This window comes from Comamonas sp. BIGb0124 (assembly GCF_003752175.1).
Lineage (GTDB): Bacteria > Pseudomonadota > Gammaproteobacteria > Burkholderiales > Burkholderiaceae_C > Comamonas_F.
On record NZ_RJVF01000009.1, the window covers coordinates 12,386 to 28,909 of the forward strand.

A 16,524-nucleotide genomic window follows, 5' to 3' on the forward strand; every position below is an offset into this window, starting at 1 on the left:
CCTTGTACGGCCGCATCCGGCAACCTCTAGCCCGCTAGACGGCCGCCGGCCGCCGCCTCCCCCCATTACGATGGGCGGGAGGCTTTTTTTTGACCCAGGAGGCGCGAGAGATGACGAATGCCCATCCCATTCCCCAGTCGGATCCCCGGCTGCCCGTGCCGGAGGGGCTGCGGTGAGCGCGTGGCTGTGGGGCACGCTGGCCGCCGTGCTGCTGTGCTGGGCGACCGGAGCCTACAACCGGCTCGTCCGGTTGCGGGCTGCGGTGAGCGGCGGCTTTGCCTCGGTGGCCGAGACGTCGCAGCGTCTGTCGGGCGTGGTGCATGCCGCGCTCGACCTCGAGGCGGCCGCGGCGGCGCGCGTGTCGGATGCGGCCTTGCAGAGCGACGAGGCCCGGCAAGCCGAGCCGGGCGGACCGGCCACGCTGTCGGCCGAGGCCCAGTTGCTGCGCGGCGCGCTGATGCAATACGTGGCGGCGCTGGCCGTGGTGCAGAGCCGGCCGCTGTCGACCGAGGCCGTCGGAGCCTTCAACGCGGCGCAGGCCTTGTTGCTGGAGGTCTGGGCGGGCCGAGAGCAGTCCGTGCTGCCTGCGCCGGGCGGGCCGGCGGACACGCTTCTCGACGATGGGCTCGGCGCCGGTTATCAGGTGCTGGCCAGCCAGTGGCAACAGGCCCAGGCCCAGCACCGGCTGACGACCGAAAAATTCAACGACCTGGTGCACGGCTACAACGAAGCCGTGCGCCAGTTTCCCGCGGTGATCATGGCTTGGGCCGCAAGCTTCCGTCCTGTGCCTTTGGTGGAACTGCCCAAGGCTCTCACGACTCCTATTTCAAGCCTATGAACGATTTTTCGACTGTACCCCTCTGGCGGCAGATGCAGGCCACCAGCCAAGTGCTGCTGGCCGTGCGCCAGGGCCGATCCTTGACCGAAGCCCTGCAGCAGACCGAAGGCGTACCGCGCCCGGGCGTGCAGGCCCTGGCTTTCGATGCCTTGCGCCATTGGGGGCGTGCGCAGGCGTTGCGGGCGCAACTGGCGCCCCGGGCGCCGGCGCCGCGTGCCGACATGCTGCTGTGCCTGGCCCTGGCGCTGCTGTGCGCCCGCCGGGTGGGCAGCGAGCGTGCGGCCTACGAGATCCACACGGTGGTGGACCAGACGACCGAAGCCGCCAAGCGCCTGTCGGCCACCCGCAACCAGGCCGGTTTCATCAATGCCTGCCTGCGCCGCTACCTGCGCGAGACGGACGCCCTGTGGGCCGTGACCGACGAGAGCAGCCTGGCGCGCTGGAACCATCCGGACTGGTGGGTGCAGCGTCTGGCGGCGGATCACCCCGACCACTGGCAGTCCATCCTGCAGCAGGACCTGACCCGCGGCCCCATGACGCTGCGCGTGAATGTGCGCCGCACCACCGCGGAGGCCTACCAGGCGTTGCTGGAGGCCCAGGGGCTGGGCTCGCGGCGCACCGGACACAGCGGACTGGTGCTGGACTACCCGGTGCCGGTGCAGGAACTGCCGCATTTTGCCGAGGGCTGGGCGTCGGTGCAGGATGCGGCGGCGCAGATGGCCGCGCCCCTGCTGCTGGATGGCCTGCAGCCGGATCGGGGTCCGCTGCGGCTGCTCGATGCCTGTGCCGCCCCGGGCGGCAAGACGGCCCATCTGCTGGAACTGGCCGATGCCCGCGTCACCGCTCTGGAAGTGGATGCCCGGCGCGCCGAACGCATCCACGACACGCTCGATCGCCTGGGACTGCAGGCCGAGGCGGTGCACGTGGCCGATGCCGAGCAGGTGAAGGCCTGGTGGGACGGGCAGCTCTACGACGGCATCCTGCTGGATGCACCCTGCAGCGCCTCGGGCATCGTGAGGCGGCATCCCGACATCGTCTGGCTGCGCCGTGCTGCCGACATCGAGCAGTTGGCCGCCATCCAGAGCCGGCTGCTGCAGCGTCTGTGGCCGCTGGTCCGGCCGGGTGGGAGGCTGCTGTATTGCACCTGTTCGGTGTTCAAGGCCGAAGGCGACGACCGGATCGAAGCGTTTCTTGCAAGCAACAGCGATGCCCGTCGCCTGCCCGCGCCCGGGCATTTATTCCCGCACAGCCCAGAGCCGCAGCAGGATATCGCTGACAATCTCCTGCGTGAGCACGATGGTTTTTATCACGCATTGCTTGAAAAACGTGAGGCTTAAGAGCGGCACGGCGCTGTTGGCCGTCCTGTTGTGCCTGCTGCTGGGGACCGCAATGCCGGTCCGGGCGCAGGCCGAAGCCGGCCGTGGCGGCACGGTACAGGTCATGGAAGCCTTTGTGCATGCCCGGGACTCGACCCTGCTGTTGAGTGCCAGCCTGGACATCGTGCTGCCCGAGCTGGTCGACGAAGCCCTGCACAAGGGCATTCCGATCTTTTTCGTGGCCCAGACCCGCATCCTGCGCGAGCGCTGGTATTGGTCGGACCGGGTCATGGCCCAGGTGCAGCGGTATTACCGGCTGTCTTACCAGCCCCTGACCGACCGCTGGCGCCTGAGCGTGAGCGGCGAGCGGCCGCAATCCGGCGGCGGATGGGCGCTGGGCCAGAATTTCGACAACCTGGAGCAGGCGCTCGCCGTGCTGCGGCGCATCGTGGACTGGCGGCTGGCCAACGCGGCCGACTTTTCCACGCAGGATGTGTACACGGTCGAGTTCGGGCTGCAGCTCGATGTGTCGCAATTGCCGCGGCCCCTGCAGATCGGCATGACCGGTCAGACCGACTGGCGCCTGGGTGCATTGATCGATTTCCAGTGGTCGCCTTCGTCGCGGCCGGCGGTAGCACGGCCCGCCGCTCCGCCGGCACCGGTGCATCCAGCGCCTGCCGAGCCGGCCCATGAGCCGCCCGCATCGCCGCCTGTGCCGTCGCGCACCGAGGCGCCGGCCGCCACGGAAGGCGCCCGGTGACCGAGCCCCGCGAGCCTCGCGACCCGGCGCAGCCGCCGGCTCCGGCCCAGCAGGTCTCGCACGGCCACATGCCGCCGCGCCTGCTCAACAATGCCCGCAGCGTGCGCTGGGCGCTGGTGCTGGGTGCCGCCGCCATGGTCGGCATCGGGCTGGTGCTGTTCTTCATGCTGACGCTGGCGACCAGCAACCAGGCGCTGTACGAGGTGAACTACAGCCGCTTGCTGACCATCAATGCCGCCGTCGCGGCGCTGCTGGGCGGCATCATCCTGTGGGGCGGTTTGCGTCTGTTGAGCCGGGTTCGGCGCAACAAGTTCGGCAGCCGGCTGCTGCTCAAGCTGGCCGGCATTTTTGCCCTGGTGGGTTTTGCCCCGGGGCTGCTCATCTATTTCGTGTCCTACCAGTTCGTGTCGCGCTCGATCGAGAGCTGGTTCGATGTCCGGGTCGAGGCCGCGCTGGAATCGGGCCTGAGCCTGGGGCGCCTGAGCCTGGAGGCGCTGTCGAACGACCTGTCGAACAAGGGCCGCGTCAATGCCCAGCAATTGGCCGGCACCTCGAACACCGGGGCCGCGCTGGCGCTCGAGCGCATGCGTTCGCAACTCGATGTGGACGACCTGCAACTGTGGAGCGTGAGCGGCCAATTGCTGGCCAGTGCCGGAGATTCGCGGTTCCAGCTCAGCCCGCGCCGGCCGTCGGCCCAGCAGATGCGCGAAGCGCGCTCGCAGCAGGCGGTCTCGGTCATCGAAGGGCTGGACGAGGGCGGCGTGGCCGCCGCCAGCCATGTGCGGGTGGTGACGCTGGCGGTGGTGCCGGCCTCGGGTTTCGACCTGCTGGCCGAGGCCCGGTTTCTGCAGATCACCCAGCGGCTGCCCGAGTCGCTGGTGCGCAATGCGCTGCAGGTGCAGGAGGTCTACCGCGAGTACCAGGAGCGTGCCCTGGGGCGGGAGGGCCTGCGTGGTGTCTATATCGGCACACTGACGCTCAGTCTGTTCCTGGCGGTGTTCGGTGCCATTCTGCTGGCGGTGCTGCTGGGCAACCAGCTGGTGCGTCCGCTGCTGTGGCTGGCCGACGGCGTGCGCGAGGTCGCCGGCGGCAACCTGACCCCGCGCGACGTCATGAAAAGCAAGGACGAGCTGTCGGGCCTGACGCGCTCCTTTGCCTCGATGACACAGCAATTGGCCGATGCACGGGCCACGGTGGAGGCCAGCATCCGGCAGGTGAGCGAAGCGCGGGCCAATCTGCAGACCATTCTGGACAACCTGACCTCGGGTGTGGTCGTGCTCGATCCGCAGGGCCGCATCGTGACCAGCAATCCGGGCGCGACCCGCATTCTGCGTGTGCCGCTGGCGGCGAACGAAGGTCGGCCGCTCGGCGAGGTCGACGGCATGGCCGACCTGGCGCAGGGCGTGAATGCCCAGTTCGCCGCTTTCCTGGGCGATCAGGGCCAGCATGCGCTGGACCACTGGCAGCAGGCTTTCGAGCTCAACGCCGGCCATGCGGAGGTGGACCATGGCGTCAGCAACCTGATCGCACGGGGCGCGCTGCTGCCGGGCGAGCGGCGGCTGCTGGTGCTCGAGGATATTTCCGAAATCGTGTCGGCCCAGCGCACCCAGGCCTGGGGCGAGGTGGCGCGGCGCCTGGCCCACGAGATCAAGAATCCGCTCACGCCCATCCAGCTTTCGGCCGAGCGGCTGGAAATCAAGCTGCAGGACAAGCTGCAGGGCAGCGACCGCGCCATGCTGCTCAAGTCGGTCAAGACCATCGTCGACCAGGTCGATGCCATGAAACGGCTGGTCAACGAGTTCCGCGACTACGCCCGCCTGCCCAAGGCCAACCTGGAGCGGCTGGACATCAATGCCCTGGTGAGCGATGTGCTGCATCTCTACGAGTCGGAGCAGGCCCGCGTGGCGATCCGCGCCGAGCTGGATCCGGCCTGCCCGCTCATCCTGGGCGATGCGCAGCAATTGCGCCAGGTGATCCACAACCTGCTGCAGAACGCGCAGGACGCCACCGAAGGCCAGGCGCTTGCGGTGGCCGCACAGGCCTTGCAGCCCGATGCGCCGGAGGGCGATGCCGCAGCCGATGCCCGCTTGCCCGACGTGGTGATACGCACCCACTGGAGTGCCGATCTGGCCCGTGTGCGGCTGCAGGTGCGGGACAGCGGACCGGGCTTTGCCGAGCCCATCCTCAAGCGCGCTTTCGAGCCTTATGTGACCACCAAGGTGCGGGGGACCGGCCTCGGTTTGCCCATGGTCAAGAAGATCGCCGAGGAGCACAGCGCACGCGTGGATATCGCCAATCGCATCATCGATGGACAAGTCCGTGGCGCACAGGTCTCACTTTCGTTTAAAGTTGCTCCCTGACAACACTGTCTGCGCAGGGGCTGATCCAGCCCCGAGGCAGGGTTGCGTTGGGACTGTGGGCATCGCTGCCTGCACTGACGGGATACGTTATGGCGAATATCTTGGTGGTGGACGACGAGCTGGGCATTCGTGACCTGCTCTCTGAAATCTTGAACGACGAAGGGCACGCGGTCGAGCTGGCGGAGAACGCGGCACAGGCGCGCGCGGCACGCAGCCGGCAGCAGCCGGATCTGGTGCTGCTCGACATCTGGATGCCCGACACGGACGGCGTGACCCTGCTCAAGGAGTGGGCCGGCAGCGGCCAGCTCACCATGCCCGTGATCATGATGAGCGGCCACGCATCGATCGACACCGCCGTGCAGGCGACCAAGATCGGCGCCTATGCCTTCCTGGAAAAGCCCATCACCCTGCAGAAGCTGCTCAAGGCGGTGGAGCAGGGACTGACCAAGGTGCAGACCGCAGCCGCCGCGCCGGCCAGCCTCGGCCTGAAGGGCGGACGGCTGCCCCCGATCGGCGGTTCGGCGGGCCCTGCGGCGGTGCAGGCCCCGGACAGCCTGCCGCTGGAATCGCTGCGCACCCCCGGTGCGGCGGTCGCGCCCGTCGGCGTGATTCACCAGGGACCGGTTGCCGAGCAGAGTTTTTCGCTCGACAAGCCGCTGCGCGAAGCCCGCGACGATTTCGAGAAAGCGTACTTCGAGTTCCATCTGGCCAAGGAAGGCGGCTCGATGACCCGCGTGGCCGAGAAGACCGGCTTGGAGCGCACCCACCTGTACCGCAAGCTCAAACAACTGGGTGTCGACCTGTCGCGCAACAAGCGGGCACTGGGTTGAGGTACCCGAACAGAAAAAATCGCATGCGAATCCGGAGAGCGGGATTTGGCGTGCTATGATTGATCTTCTTAAGGCCTGGTAGCTCAGTCGGTAGAGCAGCGGATTGAAAATCCGCGTGTCGGTGGTTCGATTCCGCCCCAGGCCACCAAGAATTCAACGGGTTGCGTTTAACGACGCAGCCCGTTTTCTTTTGGGTTGTCGGTCGGATGTCGGCGGCGCAGTGCATTCGGAAATGAATCGTTCGCCCGCGTCCGTTGCGGGCCTCGCGGGCCGCCTGAGATGTGTTCGATACGGGCCCTTCAGCCGTCGTTCTTCCGCGCTGCCGGAGCAGCGGTCTCGTGCGCCGTCTCGCGCGTGATCTTGCCTAGACACAGCAGCGCTGCCAGTACCAGCAGGACAACCGAGAGGCCGATGGCGGTGCGCATGCCGGCCAGGAAGGCGTCCGGGGATGGGTCCTGTATCAGGTAACCACAGACACCCACTCCCAGCATGCCCCCGACTTGCCGTGCCGAGTTGAGTACACCCGATGCGATGCCGGTGCGCGAGGCATCGACGGCCGAGAGGGTGACGTTGGTCATGGTCGGAACGGTCAGCGAGATGCCGGTTGCCGCGAGCATCATCGCCAGGGCCAGTGGCCAGTCAGGACCTTCGAGGGCGAAGGCCGTGAGCCAGTAGCCGAGGGCCGCCAGCGTGAGGCCGGCCACCAGCAGCCGGCGGGCACCCCAACGGGGCATGAGCTGCCCGGCTGCGATGTTTCCCAGCATGAGAACCAGCGTCATGGGCAGGAACGCCAGCCCGGTCTGCTGCGGCGAGAGGTGTTGGTGGACCTGGAAGAACAGGCTGAACACAAAGATCAGGCCGTAATAGGCGAAGTTCACGGCGATGCCCGTGATCGAGACCGCGCTGAACGTCGTTTGCCGAAACAGCGACAACGGCAACATCGGCGAGGGGCTGCGCGCTTCGATCCAGACGAAGCCGAAGACAAGCGCAACCGCCGCCAACAGCCCGCCCCACACCGATAAATTGCTCCAGCCCAGGCTCGTCGCCAGGCCGATGGCCGATGCGAACGCAGCCAGGGCGAGGATCGCCGTCACCTGACCCGGCCAATCGAAGCGCCGCGGATGCGTGATCTCGTGCCGATCGGCAAACCGTTGCGTGAGAAGCATGCCGACGACACCGACAGGCAGATTGATGAGAAAGATGCTTCTCCAGCCCCAGTGCTCGACCAAGATGCCGCCCAGCACCGGGCCTGCAGCCAGGGCGATGCCGCCTGCCGCGCCCCACCAGCCCACGGCGTGGCTGCGGGCTTGCGGATTCTTGAAGGCTCGCTCGAGCATCGACAGCGAATTCGGCACCAGCAAGGCGGCGCCGAGACCCTGGAGCAACCTGGCCGCAATGAGTGTCTGCTCGCCCGGCGCCAGCCCGCAGGCCACCGACGCCAGGGTGAAGACTGCGAAGCCGGCCAGGAAAACGCGTCGCGCCCCCAGGCGGTCGCCCAATGCGCCGCTGGTTAGCAGCAGCGCCGCGAAAACGAGGGTGTAGGCGTTGACCACCCACTGCAGGGTGGCCATGTCCGCATGCCAGGTGCGTCTCAAGTCGTCCAGGGCGACGTTGACCACGCTCACGTCCAGCAGGACAACGACAAAACCGAGGGCCGAAGCGAAAAGCGTGCCTCTGGGCGAGGGCGGCAGGTTGGGCATGGAGGCATTCAGAAGGAATCGGTCAGCCATGGTAGAAATCGGCACTGTCCGCGTAAACTCCAAAAAAACTCACAGCTCACTGGCGAATTTGCACAGATGTTGGATTGGGAAAATCTCCGCCATTTCCTTGCCGTGGGGCGCGCGGGCACGCTCTCGGGGGCGGCGCGGGCGCTGAAGGTCGATCATGCGACCGTGAGCCGACGCCTGGCCGCACTCGAAACCGAGCTCGAGGTCGTTTTGGTCGAACGGTTGCCTCGCTCCTGCCGGCTCACGCCGATCGGCCGTCAGATCTTCGAACAGGCCGAGGCCATGGACGAATCGGCTTTCGGGATCGAAAGGGTGGCGCGGGCCACCCGGCAGTCGCTGGCGGGCGATGTCTCCCTGAGCGCGCCGCCGTCGCTGGCCGTCTTTCTTCTGGCCGCGCGGGTCGCGGCGTTTCACGCGGCCACGCCGCAGGTTCGCCTGTCGGTTTTGGCCCAGACCCAGCAGGTCTCGCTGAGCCGCCGCGAGGCCGATCTGGCACTGCGTATCGTGCGGCCCCAGGAGCCGACCTGCGTGATCCGAAAAGTGGGGCGCATGCCGTTTGCCCTTTATTCGAGCCACGACTACGGCGCACGGCACAGGCCGGACGATTGGGCCTTCATCGGCTACAGCGCCGAAATGGCCGACATGCCGCAGCCGCAGTGGTTGCATCGCGTGGCTGCGGGCAGGGCCATTTCGTGTTTGCTGAGCGACATCAGCAGCCATGTCGCCGCCGCTCGGCATGGTGCAGGGGTCGTCGGCTTGCCGTGTTTCATCGGCGATGCCGAGCCCGGCCTGGTGCGGTTGCCGCCGCCTCCGGTGCCCTTCGTGCCGGATCTCTGGCTGGCGGTGCACCGCGATCTGCGGCATTCCGCCCCGGTCAGAACGGTCATCGACTTCGTGGTCGATGCCATCTCCAAACACGAGAGCTTGAGATTGACCTAGAGCAGGAACTGCCCAGGCGGGTGCAGCCGAGCGTCCGGCACGAATCTCGAATGCGGCCTTCGAATCGTCGTTCGCACCGTGAAGCCGATGTCGGTGATGCAGGGTGATGAAGATGCACGGGCCGGGCAGTTGGGGTAATCGGGATGGGTTGTAGACGACTGGTCTAATTGGTGCTAGAGTCTCGCCATGGCTTCATCCTCTGTCAAAGAATCGTCCGAAACCCGTACCAGCATCCTGCAAGCCGGTCAGCGCCTGATGGCCGGCAAGGGGTTTTCCGCGGTCGGGCTCAACGAGATTCTGAGCGACATCGGTGTGCCCAAAGGCTCGTTCTATCACTACTTCGCGTCGAAGGAAGCCTTCGGCGAGGCGCTGCTCGACCGCTATTTCGACGACTACCTGGCCGAACTCGACGAGACGCTGCGCAAGCCGGGCCTGAACATGGCTCAGCGTCTGATGAACTATTGGCAGAACTGGCAAGACACCCAGTCGTTTCTCGATTGCCAGGGCAAATGCCTGGCGGTGAAGCTGGGGGCCGAGGTCGCCGATCTGTCGGAGTCCATGCGGCTGGCGCTGAAGCAGGGAACCTCGGGCATCACGTCGCGCCTGGCCCGGGCGATAGAGACCGGTGCGGCCGAAGGATCGCTGTCGATCGACGGCGACCCGGGCCGTACCGCCGAGAGCCTTTACCAACTGTGGCTGGGCGCCAGCGTGATGGTGAAGATCGTCCGCAACCGCCAACCTTTCGAGGCAGCGATGGGCAGCACCAAACGGATCCTCCACTTGCCCGACTGACCGGGCAGGTCTCCGCAGGCACTTCGAATGAAGTGCTTTTTCAGACCGATCTACTAGCCGACTGGTCTATTATTTTCACGCAGAAATGCATCACCGGGAAAATCAAATGAAAATCCTCATGGTCCTCACCTCGCACGACGAACTGGGCAGCACCGGCCTCAAGACCGGTTTCTGGCTCGAAGAGCTGGCTGCCCCTTATTACGCCTTCAAGGACGCCGGCGCCGAAGTCGTGCTGGCCTCGCCCAAGGGTGGGCAGCCGCCGCTCGACCCCAAGAGCAACGAGCCTTCGTTCCAGACGGATCTGACCCGGCGTTTCGAAGCCGATGCCCAGGCGCTGGCCCAACTGGCTGCCACGGTTCGCCTCGACAGCGTCTCGCAGGCCGACTTCGACACCGTCTTCTATCCGGGCGGCCATGGACCCTTGTGGGATCTGGCAGAAGACCGCCATTCCATCGCGTTGATCGAATCCTTTGTCGCCGCCGGCAAGCCGGTGGCGCTGGTGTGCCACGCACCGGGCGTGCTGCGCCACGTGAAGGCGGCCGATGGACGAGCCCTGGTCGCGGGCAAGAAGGTCACGGGATTCACCAACACCGAAGAAGAAGCCGTGGGCCTGACGAAGGTGGTGCCTTTCCTGGTGGAGGACGAACTGATTGCCCAGGGCGGCCTCTACGCCAAGGGCGCGGATTGGGCTTCTTACGTGGTCACGGACGGACTGCTCGTCACCGGCCAGAATCCGTCGTCTTCGGCCGAGACGGCAAAGGTGTTGCTGGGCCGGCTGTGACGCCGGTTCCGCACGAGGGGGGGTCTTCACTGCCCCCGGTACGTGCCGTAGGCCCAGGGCGTGATGGTCAGGGGCACGTGGTAGTCGGCTTCCGATTGCTGGATGGCAAAGACCACCGGCACGATATCGAGATAGGGCCAGGGGCCCTGCGCAAGTCCTTGTGCGCGGAAGTAGTCTCCCACGTGAAAGCGCATCTCGTAGCGGCCGATGCGCAACGGCTGGCCGTGGAGCAGGGGGCGCTCGCTGCTGCCATGGCGGTCGGTGACGAAGCGGGCGAGGGCCGGCGCACCGGGTGCGGCCCGGCCGTCGCGGGCGACTTCGAACAGCTCGATGTGCAGGCCTTCTGCGGGCTGGCCACGGCCGATGTCGAGCACGTGGGTGGTCAACTGGCCGTGCAGCTCGGGCAGGGCGTGATCGCGGATGCGCTGGCCCAGCCGCAGCCGGGTGATGCGTCCGATCTCTTGCAAGGTGGCTTCGAGTTCGTCGGCCCGGTCGTGTGCCAGCCGCTGCGCGAAGACTTGCAGGGCGGAAGCCAGGGTGTGGCGCTTGATGCACAGGATGAACGGAAAACCGAAACGGTCGCGGTACCGGCGGTTGAGTTCGTCCCATTGCGCTGCGCTGTCGCCATCGAGTTCGGCCAGCCCGAGCGTGCCCTGTTCCTGCTGCGAGTCTGCCGTCATCCGCTGGCTTCGCGCGGCCTCGCCCGCAAGTTCGGGGTGGCCGCAGAACAGCGCGACCCGCTCGTCTTCGGACTTGTCGGCCACGGCCCGCATCATGGCCTGGTGCAGGGATTGAGCGTCGGCAAAGGGCCGCAGGCCGGCGACGGCGGCTGCGACCCAAGGCGCATGTTCGAAGACCTCGCCGATGGCCGCCACGAAGGCGGCCGGTTCGCAGGTGTTGAGGGCATCGAGGGTGTCGGGCGTGGGCAGAGTGACGGGCATGTGCGTGGCGTGTCGAAGGGGGCCGGCGAGGGCAGACGGGGGCAGGGTCGTTGCGGGGCGTTTCAGTCCGAGACCGACAGTGTCCGGACCCGCTGGTCGAGCGGCGGCAGATAACGGTCGTCGAAGAGCCTGTCGGGTGCCGGCAGGCCGGGCAGGGCCTTGGCCTGGGCCATGAGGGCGACCGTGGCGGCGATGCGTTCGGGATTGACGGCGCCGATGCCCAGGCGTGCCCCTTCGGGGTGGGCCATTTCGAGGGCGAGCGTGCCGGCCAGGCGGGATCGGTTGGCGGCTCGGTCGAGCGCGGGGTTGCGGCGGGCCACGGCGTCGATGGCGGCATCGAGATCGGCCACCGTGTCGACCAGGCCGCGATGCACGGCCCTGACCAGCCCGGCCACCGCCTGCGGGTGGCGCTCGCGCAGGTCGGGCGTGACCATCACTGCGGCGCCGTACAGCGACGGCACGTAGTGCTGCCATTCGAAATGGCGCAGGACCGCGGCCGGGTCGAGTCCCGCCTCGAGGGTCTGTGCGCCGATCGTGTTGACGAAGCCGAACAGGCCGTCCCACCGGCCCGCGAGCATCCGGGGCACGATGTCCTTGTGCGGCAGCTCGCTGACCTCGATGTTCAGGCTGGCGGGATCGATGCCGCAGGCCGCGCAGAACTCGGGGAACATGCGCCAGGCCGCATCGTTGGGGTGGGTGACGAGCCGGCTGCCGGCCAGGTCCTGCGGCCGGCGAATGCGGCCGTTCGCCGGAACGGCGATGGTGTAGGGCGAGCGGTTGTGCATGGCGAAGACGGCCACCGGGGCTTCTTCGGGACGGGCCGCCGCGCATTCGATGAGGGCGTTCATGTCGCCGTAGCCCGCGTCGTAGAGGCCGTCGGCCAGGCGAGGCACGGCATTGGCGAGCGTGTCGCCTTCGGTGAAGTCGATGTCCAGGCCTTCTTCGGCGAAGTAGCCGCGATCCTGCGCGACGAAGAACCAGGCCTGCGGGCCGGAATAGAAGGTGTTGAGGATGAAGCGCAGGCGCAGGGCCTGCCCGGGTGGGGTGGGGAGGGTCTGGGTCATGGTCGTGTCTCCTGAGGTCGATGCGGGTCGGCGTGGGTTCAGTCTTCCTTGAGCGCGACCGCTCGGGTGCGCTTGACGCTGGGCAGCAGCATGGCGGTGAGCACGATCAGCGCGGCGAGCAGCAGGCCGGTGCTGATGGGGCGTTCGATGAACGTGCCGGCGTCGCCGCCGGACAGCAGCATGGCGCGCTTGAAGTTCTCTTCCATCATCGGTCCGAGCACAAAACCCAGGACCAGCGGCGTCGCCTCGAAACCCAGCTTGATCATGAGGTAGCCCAGCACGCCGATGCCGACGGCCAGATAGACGTCGAGCGCGCGGTTGTTGATGCTGTAGATGCCGATCGCGCAGAAGAAAACGATGGCCGGGTAGAGCAGCCGGTAGGGCACCTGCAGCAGCTTGACCCAGAGGCCGACCAGCGGCAGGTTGAGAACGACCAGCATGAGATTGCCGATCCACATGCTGGCGATCATTCCCCAGAACAGCGTGGCGTGTTCGGTCATGACCTGCGGGCCGGGCACGATGCCCTGGATGGTCATGGCGCCGGCCATGACGGCCATGATGGCGTTGGAGGGCACGCCCAGCGTGAGCAGGGGGATGAACGAGGTCTGCGCCCCTGCGTTGTTGGCGGCCTCGGGAGCGGCAACGCCCTCGACTGCGCCATGGCCGAAGCGCTGCGGTGTGCGGCTGATCTTCTTTTCCAGGGCATAGGCACCGAACGAGGCGAGCAACGCGCCACCGCCCGGCAAGACGCCCAGCAGCGAGCCCAACAGGGTGCCGCGCAGGATCGGCCCGATGCTGGCCTGCAGTTCCTCACGCGTCGGCAGCAGTTCGTGCATGGGGACGGCCTTGACTTCGCGCGGCTTTTGCTCGAGGTTGAGCATGATCTCGGTCAATCCGAAGAGACCGACCGCGACGGCCACGAAGTCGATGCCGTCGGCCAGTTCCATGGCACCGAAGGTCAACCGAGGCATCGGCGAATTCGCATCCGCGCCGACCAGGCCGAGGAACATGCCCAGCACGATCATGGTGATGGCCTTGAAGACCGATCCGTTGGCCAGCACGATCGAGCAGACCAGGCCGAGCAGCATGAGCGAAAAATACTCGACAGGGCCGAACTGAAGGGCCAGCGAAGCCATGCCGGGGCCGAAGGCCGCGATCAGCAGGGTCGCAACCGTGCCTGCGACGAAGGAGCCGATGGCGGCGATGGCCAGGGCCGCGCCGCCGCGGCCACGCTGCGCCATGGCATAACCGTCGAGCGTGGTGGCCACCGAATTGGCCTCGCCGGGCAGGTTGACCAGGATGGCGGTGGTCGAGCCGCCGTACTGCGCGCCGTAGTAGATGCCCGCCAGCATGATGAGCGAGGTGGCCGGCGGCAGATGGAAGGTGATGGGCAGCAGCATGGCCATGGTGGCCACGGCCCCGATGCCCGGCAGCACCCCGATCAGCGTGCCCATGAGCACGCCGATAAAACAGAACAGCAGGTTTTCGGGCAGGGCTGCGACTTGCAGGCCCATGCCGATGTGGCTGAGCAGGTCCATGGTCGATTTCTCCGGTGGGGGTGTCAGCGCGGCCAGATGGGGATCGCCAGGCCCAGCCCCTTGACGAAGGCCAGGGCCGACAGGGCCGCCAGCGCGGCGCAGAGCAGCGGTGTCTCGCGCCGGCGGCTGATGGGGCTGGCCAGCGAGGCCACAGCCGTGGAGACCACCACCGCCAGCACGATGCCCAGGCGGTCGACCATGGCGCCGAACAGCAGCACCGACAGCGAGATCACCAGCAGGGGCCGCAGGACCAGCGCCGGCAGGGCTTCGGGCGCCGTTCGCAGCGCCGCCACGAGCGCCATGCCGGTGCCGGCGGCGATCAGCATCCAGGCGAGGGCACGCGGCACATAACCGGGCCCCATTTCGCTGGCGCTGCCGATGTCGAGATCGCCGACGGCCGCCAGGCAGACGAGGCCGAGCAGCAGCACGAACAGTCCGGCCAGCACCTCGCGGTGGTTCAGGAGTCGACGCAGGGCATTCATCATGATGGCTCGCTCGTGTCAATGATGGAGTGGACGCCTGGGCTTACTTTTCCTGCGCACCGGCCTCGATGATGAGCGGGCGCCAGACATCGATCTGCTGCGCGACGAACTGGGTGTATTCGGCCGTGCTCATGGTCTTGCTCTCGACACCCCACGACAGCAGCTTTTCCTGCACGGCGGGCAGCGCCACGGCTTCGGCGACCGAGTCGTGAATCTTTCGGGTCAGGTCGGCCGGCATGCCTGCGGGGCCCGAGACGCCCAGCCAGTTCTCGAGCACGATGTCGAGACCCTGTTCGCGAAACGTGGGCACATCGGGGGCCTGCGAGATGCGCTGCGCCGACGCGACGCCGATCGCCACGGCCTCGCCGGCCTTGATCATGGGTACGTTCTGGGCCAGCAGGTCGTAGTAGGTCTTGAGCACGCCGGCCTTGAAATCCTGGATGGCCGGGGCGCTGCCCTTGTACGGCACGTGGACCATGGCGATGCCGGCCTTTTTCTTCACGCCTTCGCCGAGGATGTGGCTGATGGAGCCGACGCCGCTGGAGCCGTAGCTGATCTTGGGATCCTTGCGGGCCAGCGCGATGAAGTCGCCGAGGTTCTTCACGCCCAGAGAGGGCTGCACCAGCAGGCCGGGGGCCGAGGCGCCGATGTAGCCGATGTGGGTGAAGTCGGCCACCGGATCGTAGGGAATCTTCTTGAACTGGGTGGGCGCGATCGTGAAGGGCGCGTTGTTGGCCAGGATGAGGGTGTAGCCGTCGGGCGCTTCCTTGTGCACCAGTTCGCCGGCCAGCGTGCCGCCGGCCCCCGGGCGGTTGTCGACGATGAACTGCTGGCCCAGCTTGTCGGTGAGGTGCTGGCCGATCAGGCGGGCGACGATGTCGCTGGTGCCGCCGGGCGGGAAGCTGACGATGATGCGAACAGGCTTGCTGGGCCAGGCCGCGGTCTGCGCGGAGGCCTGCTGCATGGGGGCGAGCGCGCAGGCGGCCAGCGCGGCCAGGGTCAAGGCGGATTTGAGCGAGGAGAAGACGGACATGGCAGGAAACTCCTGAGTGGCGTGGGGCGGTACGCGGGGTGGGCAAGACCGGCGATCGGCTTGCATGGAACGCATCGTAGGAAAGCCGACCATTGCCGTCCATCACCGAATTCAGCCTCCTGCATTCGAATAATGTGTATGCTTGATTCAGCGTCCCCACCCTGGAGCCTGCATGCCGCATTCCCTTGTCCCTGCCCAGCTGCGTTATGTCGACCAGGTCGCCCGGTCGGGCTCGATCCAGGCTGCCGCACGCGAGCTGCACGTGGCCGCGTCGGCCATCAACCGGCAGATCCTGCAGCTCGAGGAAGAGCTCGAGGCGCCGTTGTTCGAGCGTCTGCCGCGCGGCATGCGGTTGACGGTGGCCGGCGATGCCGTGGTGACGCTGGCTCGCCGCTGGCGCCAGGACGAACGGCACATGACGGCCGAGATCCGGCGTTACCAGGGCGTGCACCAGGGGCACGTCAACCTGCACGCCATGGACAGCCATTCGACCAGCATCCTGCCGCTGCTGGTCGAGTCCTTGGGCAGCACCCACCCGCTGATCGCGCTGTCGGTTCACTTGAGCAGCACCGACGAAGCGGCCGCTGCGTTGCTCTCCGGCACGGCCGATCTGGTTGCGGCATTCAACCTGCCGCCGCGGCGCGAGGTGCTCGTGCTGTGGCGCGCCGAACTGCCTTTCGGTTGCGTGGTGGCACCGACGCATCCGCTGGCCGATGCGCGTTCGGTGAGCCTGCAGGAGGCGGCCGCCTATCCGGTGGCGCTGCAAAGCCGTGCACTGGCCATTCGCCGCTACCTCGAAGCCCAGTATGGCTGGCTGTTCGATCAAAGCCGGGGGCGGTTCGAGAGCAACTCGCTGCAGTTGACCAAGCAGTTGGCCCGCAGCGGCCGCTATGTGGTGTTCACCTCGGAGCTCGATGCCGCGCAGGAACTGGCCGACGGCTCGCTGCGTTTTGTACCGGTGCGCGATCGGGGCGCGGAGCCGCAGACCATCAGCATCGCAGTCGATGCCCGTCATCCCTTGCCGCCGCTGGTGAAAGTGGTGGCCGAGCAATTGCAGACGGCCATCGAGCAGGCGCTGGCCATGAGCCGCTCGCGCAGCCGGCCGGCCGATGTGATCTGATCC

At 67.1% G+C, this 16,524-nt stretch carries 15 protein-coding genes and 1 tRNA gene; 10 read left to right on the plus strand and 6 right to left on the minus strand.

The window, feature by feature from the left end; translation table 11 throughout:
• Nucleotides 1-172 precede the first annotated feature (172 nt).
• The 6 genes from EC845_RS06305 (at nt 173) to EC845_RS06330 (ending at nt 6,252) form a co-directional block, all read left to right on the plus strand.
• Nucleotides 173-838: a hypothetical protein gene (locus EC845_RS06305; RefSeq protein WP_123296399.1), complete on the plus strand. Its 666-nt coding sequence runs from the start codon at nt 173-175 to the stop codon at nt 836-838.
• Entirely contained in the window at nt 835-2,175 is a 1,341-nt protein-coding gene (gene rsmB, locus EC845_RS06310) for a 16S rRNA (cytosine(967)-C(5))-methyltransferase RsmB (RefSeq protein WP_123296400.1), read from the plus strand. The genes EC845_RS06305 and rsmB overlap by 4 nt, the downstream gene beginning before the upstream one ends.
• Nucleotides 2,165-2,914: a DUF4390 domain-containing protein gene (locus tag EC845_RS06315; protein WP_233597961.1), complete on the plus strand. Its 750-nt coding sequence runs from the start codon at nt 2,165-2,167 to the stop codon at nt 2,912-2,914. Before rsmB ends, EC845_RS06315 begins: the two co-directional genes overlap by 11 nt.
• A 68-nt stretch (nt 2,915-2,982) precedes the next feature.
• Complete coding sequence (locus EC845_RS06320) at nt 2,983-5,274, plus strand: ATP-binding protein (RefSeq protein ID WP_123297924.1); 2,292 nt, start codon at nt 2,983-2,985, stop codon at nt 5,272-5,274.
• An 89-nt stretch (nt 5,275-5,363) separates the two neighbouring features.
• The gene (locus tag EC845_RS06325; RefSeq protein ID WP_123296401.1) at nt 5,364-6,104 is read left to right on the plus strand and encodes a response regulator; all 741 of its coding nucleotides are present in this window, start codon (nt 5,364-5,366) and stop codon (nt 6,102-6,104) included.
• A 72-nt stretch (nt 6,105-6,176) separates the two neighbouring features.
• Nucleotides 6,177-6,252 (plus strand) — tRNA-Phe (locus EC845_RS06330).
• 151 nt (nt 6,253-6,403) lie between these two features.
• Here the strand turns inward: EC845_RS06330 and EC845_RS06335 are convergent.
• Nucleotides 6,404-7,834, minus strand: a complete 1,431-nt coding sequence (locus EC845_RS06335; RefSeq protein WP_233597962.1) for an MFS transporter — start codon at nt 7,832-7,834, stop codon at nt 6,404-6,406.
• Between the two features lie 66 nt (nt 7,835-7,900).
• On the opposite strand from EC845_RS06335, the gene EC845_RS06340 reads away from it, so the two are divergent.
• The 3 genes from EC845_RS06340 to EC845_RS06350 all read left to right on the plus strand — a co-directional run bounded on the left by EC845_RS06340 (nt 7,901) and on the right by EC845_RS06350 (nt 10,343).
• Nucleotides 7,901-8,770 (plus strand): LysR family transcriptional regulator, encoded by an 870-nt coding sequence (locus EC845_RS06340; protein WP_123296403.1) that lies wholly within the window; start codon nt 7,901-7,903, stop codon nt 8,768-8,770.
• 186 nt (nt 8,771-8,956) lie between these two features.
• A complete protein-coding gene (locus EC845_RS06345; RefSeq protein WP_123296404.1) occupies nt 8,957-9,562 on the plus strand; it encodes a TetR/AcrR family transcriptional regulator in 606 nt (201 codons plus the stop codon).
• A 106-nt stretch (nt 9,563-9,668) separates the two neighbouring features.
• Nucleotides 9,669-10,343, plus strand: a complete 675-nt coding sequence (locus EC845_RS06350; protein ID WP_123296405.1) for a type 1 glutamine amidotransferase domain-containing protein — start codon at nt 9,669-9,671, stop codon at nt 10,341-10,343.
• A 26-nt stretch (nt 10,344-10,369) separates the two neighbouring features.
• On the opposite strand, the gene uraD is transcribed toward EC845_RS06350, so the two are convergent.
• The 5 genes from uraD to EC845_RS06375 all read right to left on the minus strand — a co-directional run bounded on the left by uraD (nt 10,370) and on the right by EC845_RS06375 (nt 15,401).
• Nucleotides 10,370-11,284: a 2-oxo-4-hydroxy-4-carboxy-5-ureidoimidazoline decarboxylase gene (gene uraD / locus EC845_RS06355; RefSeq protein WP_123296406.1), complete on the minus strand. Its 915-nt coding sequence runs from the start codon at nt 11,282-11,284 to the stop codon at nt 10,370-10,372.
• Between the two features lie 62 nt (nt 11,285-11,346).
• On the minus strand, nt 11,347-12,348 hold the full coding sequence (locus tag EC845_RS06360; protein WP_123296407.1) for an ABC transporter substrate-binding protein: 1,002 nt from the start codon (nt 12,346-12,348) through the stop codon (nt 11,347-11,349).
• Nucleotides 12,349-12,386: 38 nt separating this feature from the next.
• The gene (locus tag EC845_RS06365; protein WP_123296408.1) at nt 12,387-13,886 is read right to left on the minus strand and encodes a tripartite tricarboxylate transporter permease; all 1,500 of its coding nucleotides are present in this window, start codon (nt 13,884-13,886) and stop codon (nt 12,387-12,389) included.
• Between the two features lie 23 nt (nt 13,887-13,909).
• Nucleotides 13,910-14,371: a tripartite tricarboxylate transporter TctB family protein gene (locus EC845_RS06370; RefSeq protein WP_123296409.1), complete on the minus strand. Its 462-nt coding sequence runs from the start codon at nt 14,369-14,371 to the stop codon at nt 13,910-13,912.
• Nucleotides 14,372-14,411: 40 nt separating this feature from the next.
• Entirely contained in the window at nt 14,412-15,401 is a 990-nt protein-coding gene (locus EC845_RS06375; protein WP_158615641.1) for a tripartite tricarboxylate transporter substrate binding protein, read from the minus strand.
• Nucleotides 15,402-15,573: 172 nt separating this feature from the next.
• Here EC845_RS06375 and EC845_RS06380 point away from each other — a divergent pair, with 172 nt between their 5' ends.
• Nucleotides 15,574-16,521: a LysR family transcriptional regulator gene (locus EC845_RS06380; RefSeq protein ID WP_123296411.1), complete on the plus strand. Its 948-nt coding sequence runs from the start codon at nt 15,574-15,576 to the stop codon at nt 16,519-16,521.
• The last annotated feature ends 3 nt before the right edge of the window (nt 16,522-16,524 follow it).

Coding starts and splice junctions, on each gene's coding strand:
- EC845_RS06340 (WP_123296403.1), top strand. CDS start 7,901: ATGTTGGATTGGGAAAATCTCCGCCATTTCCTTGCCGTGGGGCGCGCG.
- EC845_RS06325 (WP_123296401.1), top strand. CDS start 5,364: ATGGCGAATATCTTGGTGGTGGACGACGAGCTGGGCATTCGTGACCTG.
- EC845_RS06350 (WP_123296405.1), top strand. CDS start 9,669: ATGAAAATCCTCATGGTCCTCACCTCGCACGACGAACTGGGCAGCACC.
- EC845_RS06320 (WP_123297924.1), top strand. CDS start 2,983: ATGCCGCCGCGCCTGCTCAACAATGCCCGCAGCGTGCGCTGGGCGCTG.
- EC845_RS06380 (WP_123296411.1), top strand. CDS start 15,574: ATGCCGCATTCCCTTGTCCCTGCCCAGCTGCGTTATGTCGACCAGGTC.
- EC845_RS06360 (WP_123296407.1), bottom strand. CDS start 12,348: ATGACCCAGACCCTCCCCACCCCACCCGGGCAGGCCCTGCGCCTGCGC.
- EC845_RS06365 (WP_123296408.1), bottom strand. CDS start 13,886: ATGGACCTGCTCAGCCACATCGGCATGGGCCTGCAAGTCGCAGCCCTG.
- uraD (WP_123296406.1), bottom strand. CDS start 11,284: ATGCCCGTCACTCTGCCCACGCCCGACACCCTCGATGCCCTCAACACC.
- EC845_RS06375 (WP_158615641.1), bottom strand. CDS start 15,401: ATGTCCGTCTTCTCCTCGCTCAAATCCGCCTTGACCCTGGCCGCGCTG.
- EC845_RS06345 (WP_123296404.1), top strand. CDS start 8,957: ATGGCTTCATCCTCTGTCAAAGAATCGTCCGAAACCCGTACCAGCATC.
- rsmB (WP_123296400.1), top strand. CDS start 835: ATGAACGATTTTTCGACTGTACCCCTCTGGCGGCAGATGCAGGCCACC.
- EC845_RS06335 (WP_233597962.1), bottom strand. CDS start 7,834: ATGGCTGACCGATTCCTTCTGAATGCCTCCATGCCCAACCTGCCGCCC.
- EC845_RS06370 (WP_123296409.1), bottom strand. CDS start 14,371: ATGATGAATGCCCTGCGTCGACTCCTGAACCACCGCGAGGTGCTGGCC.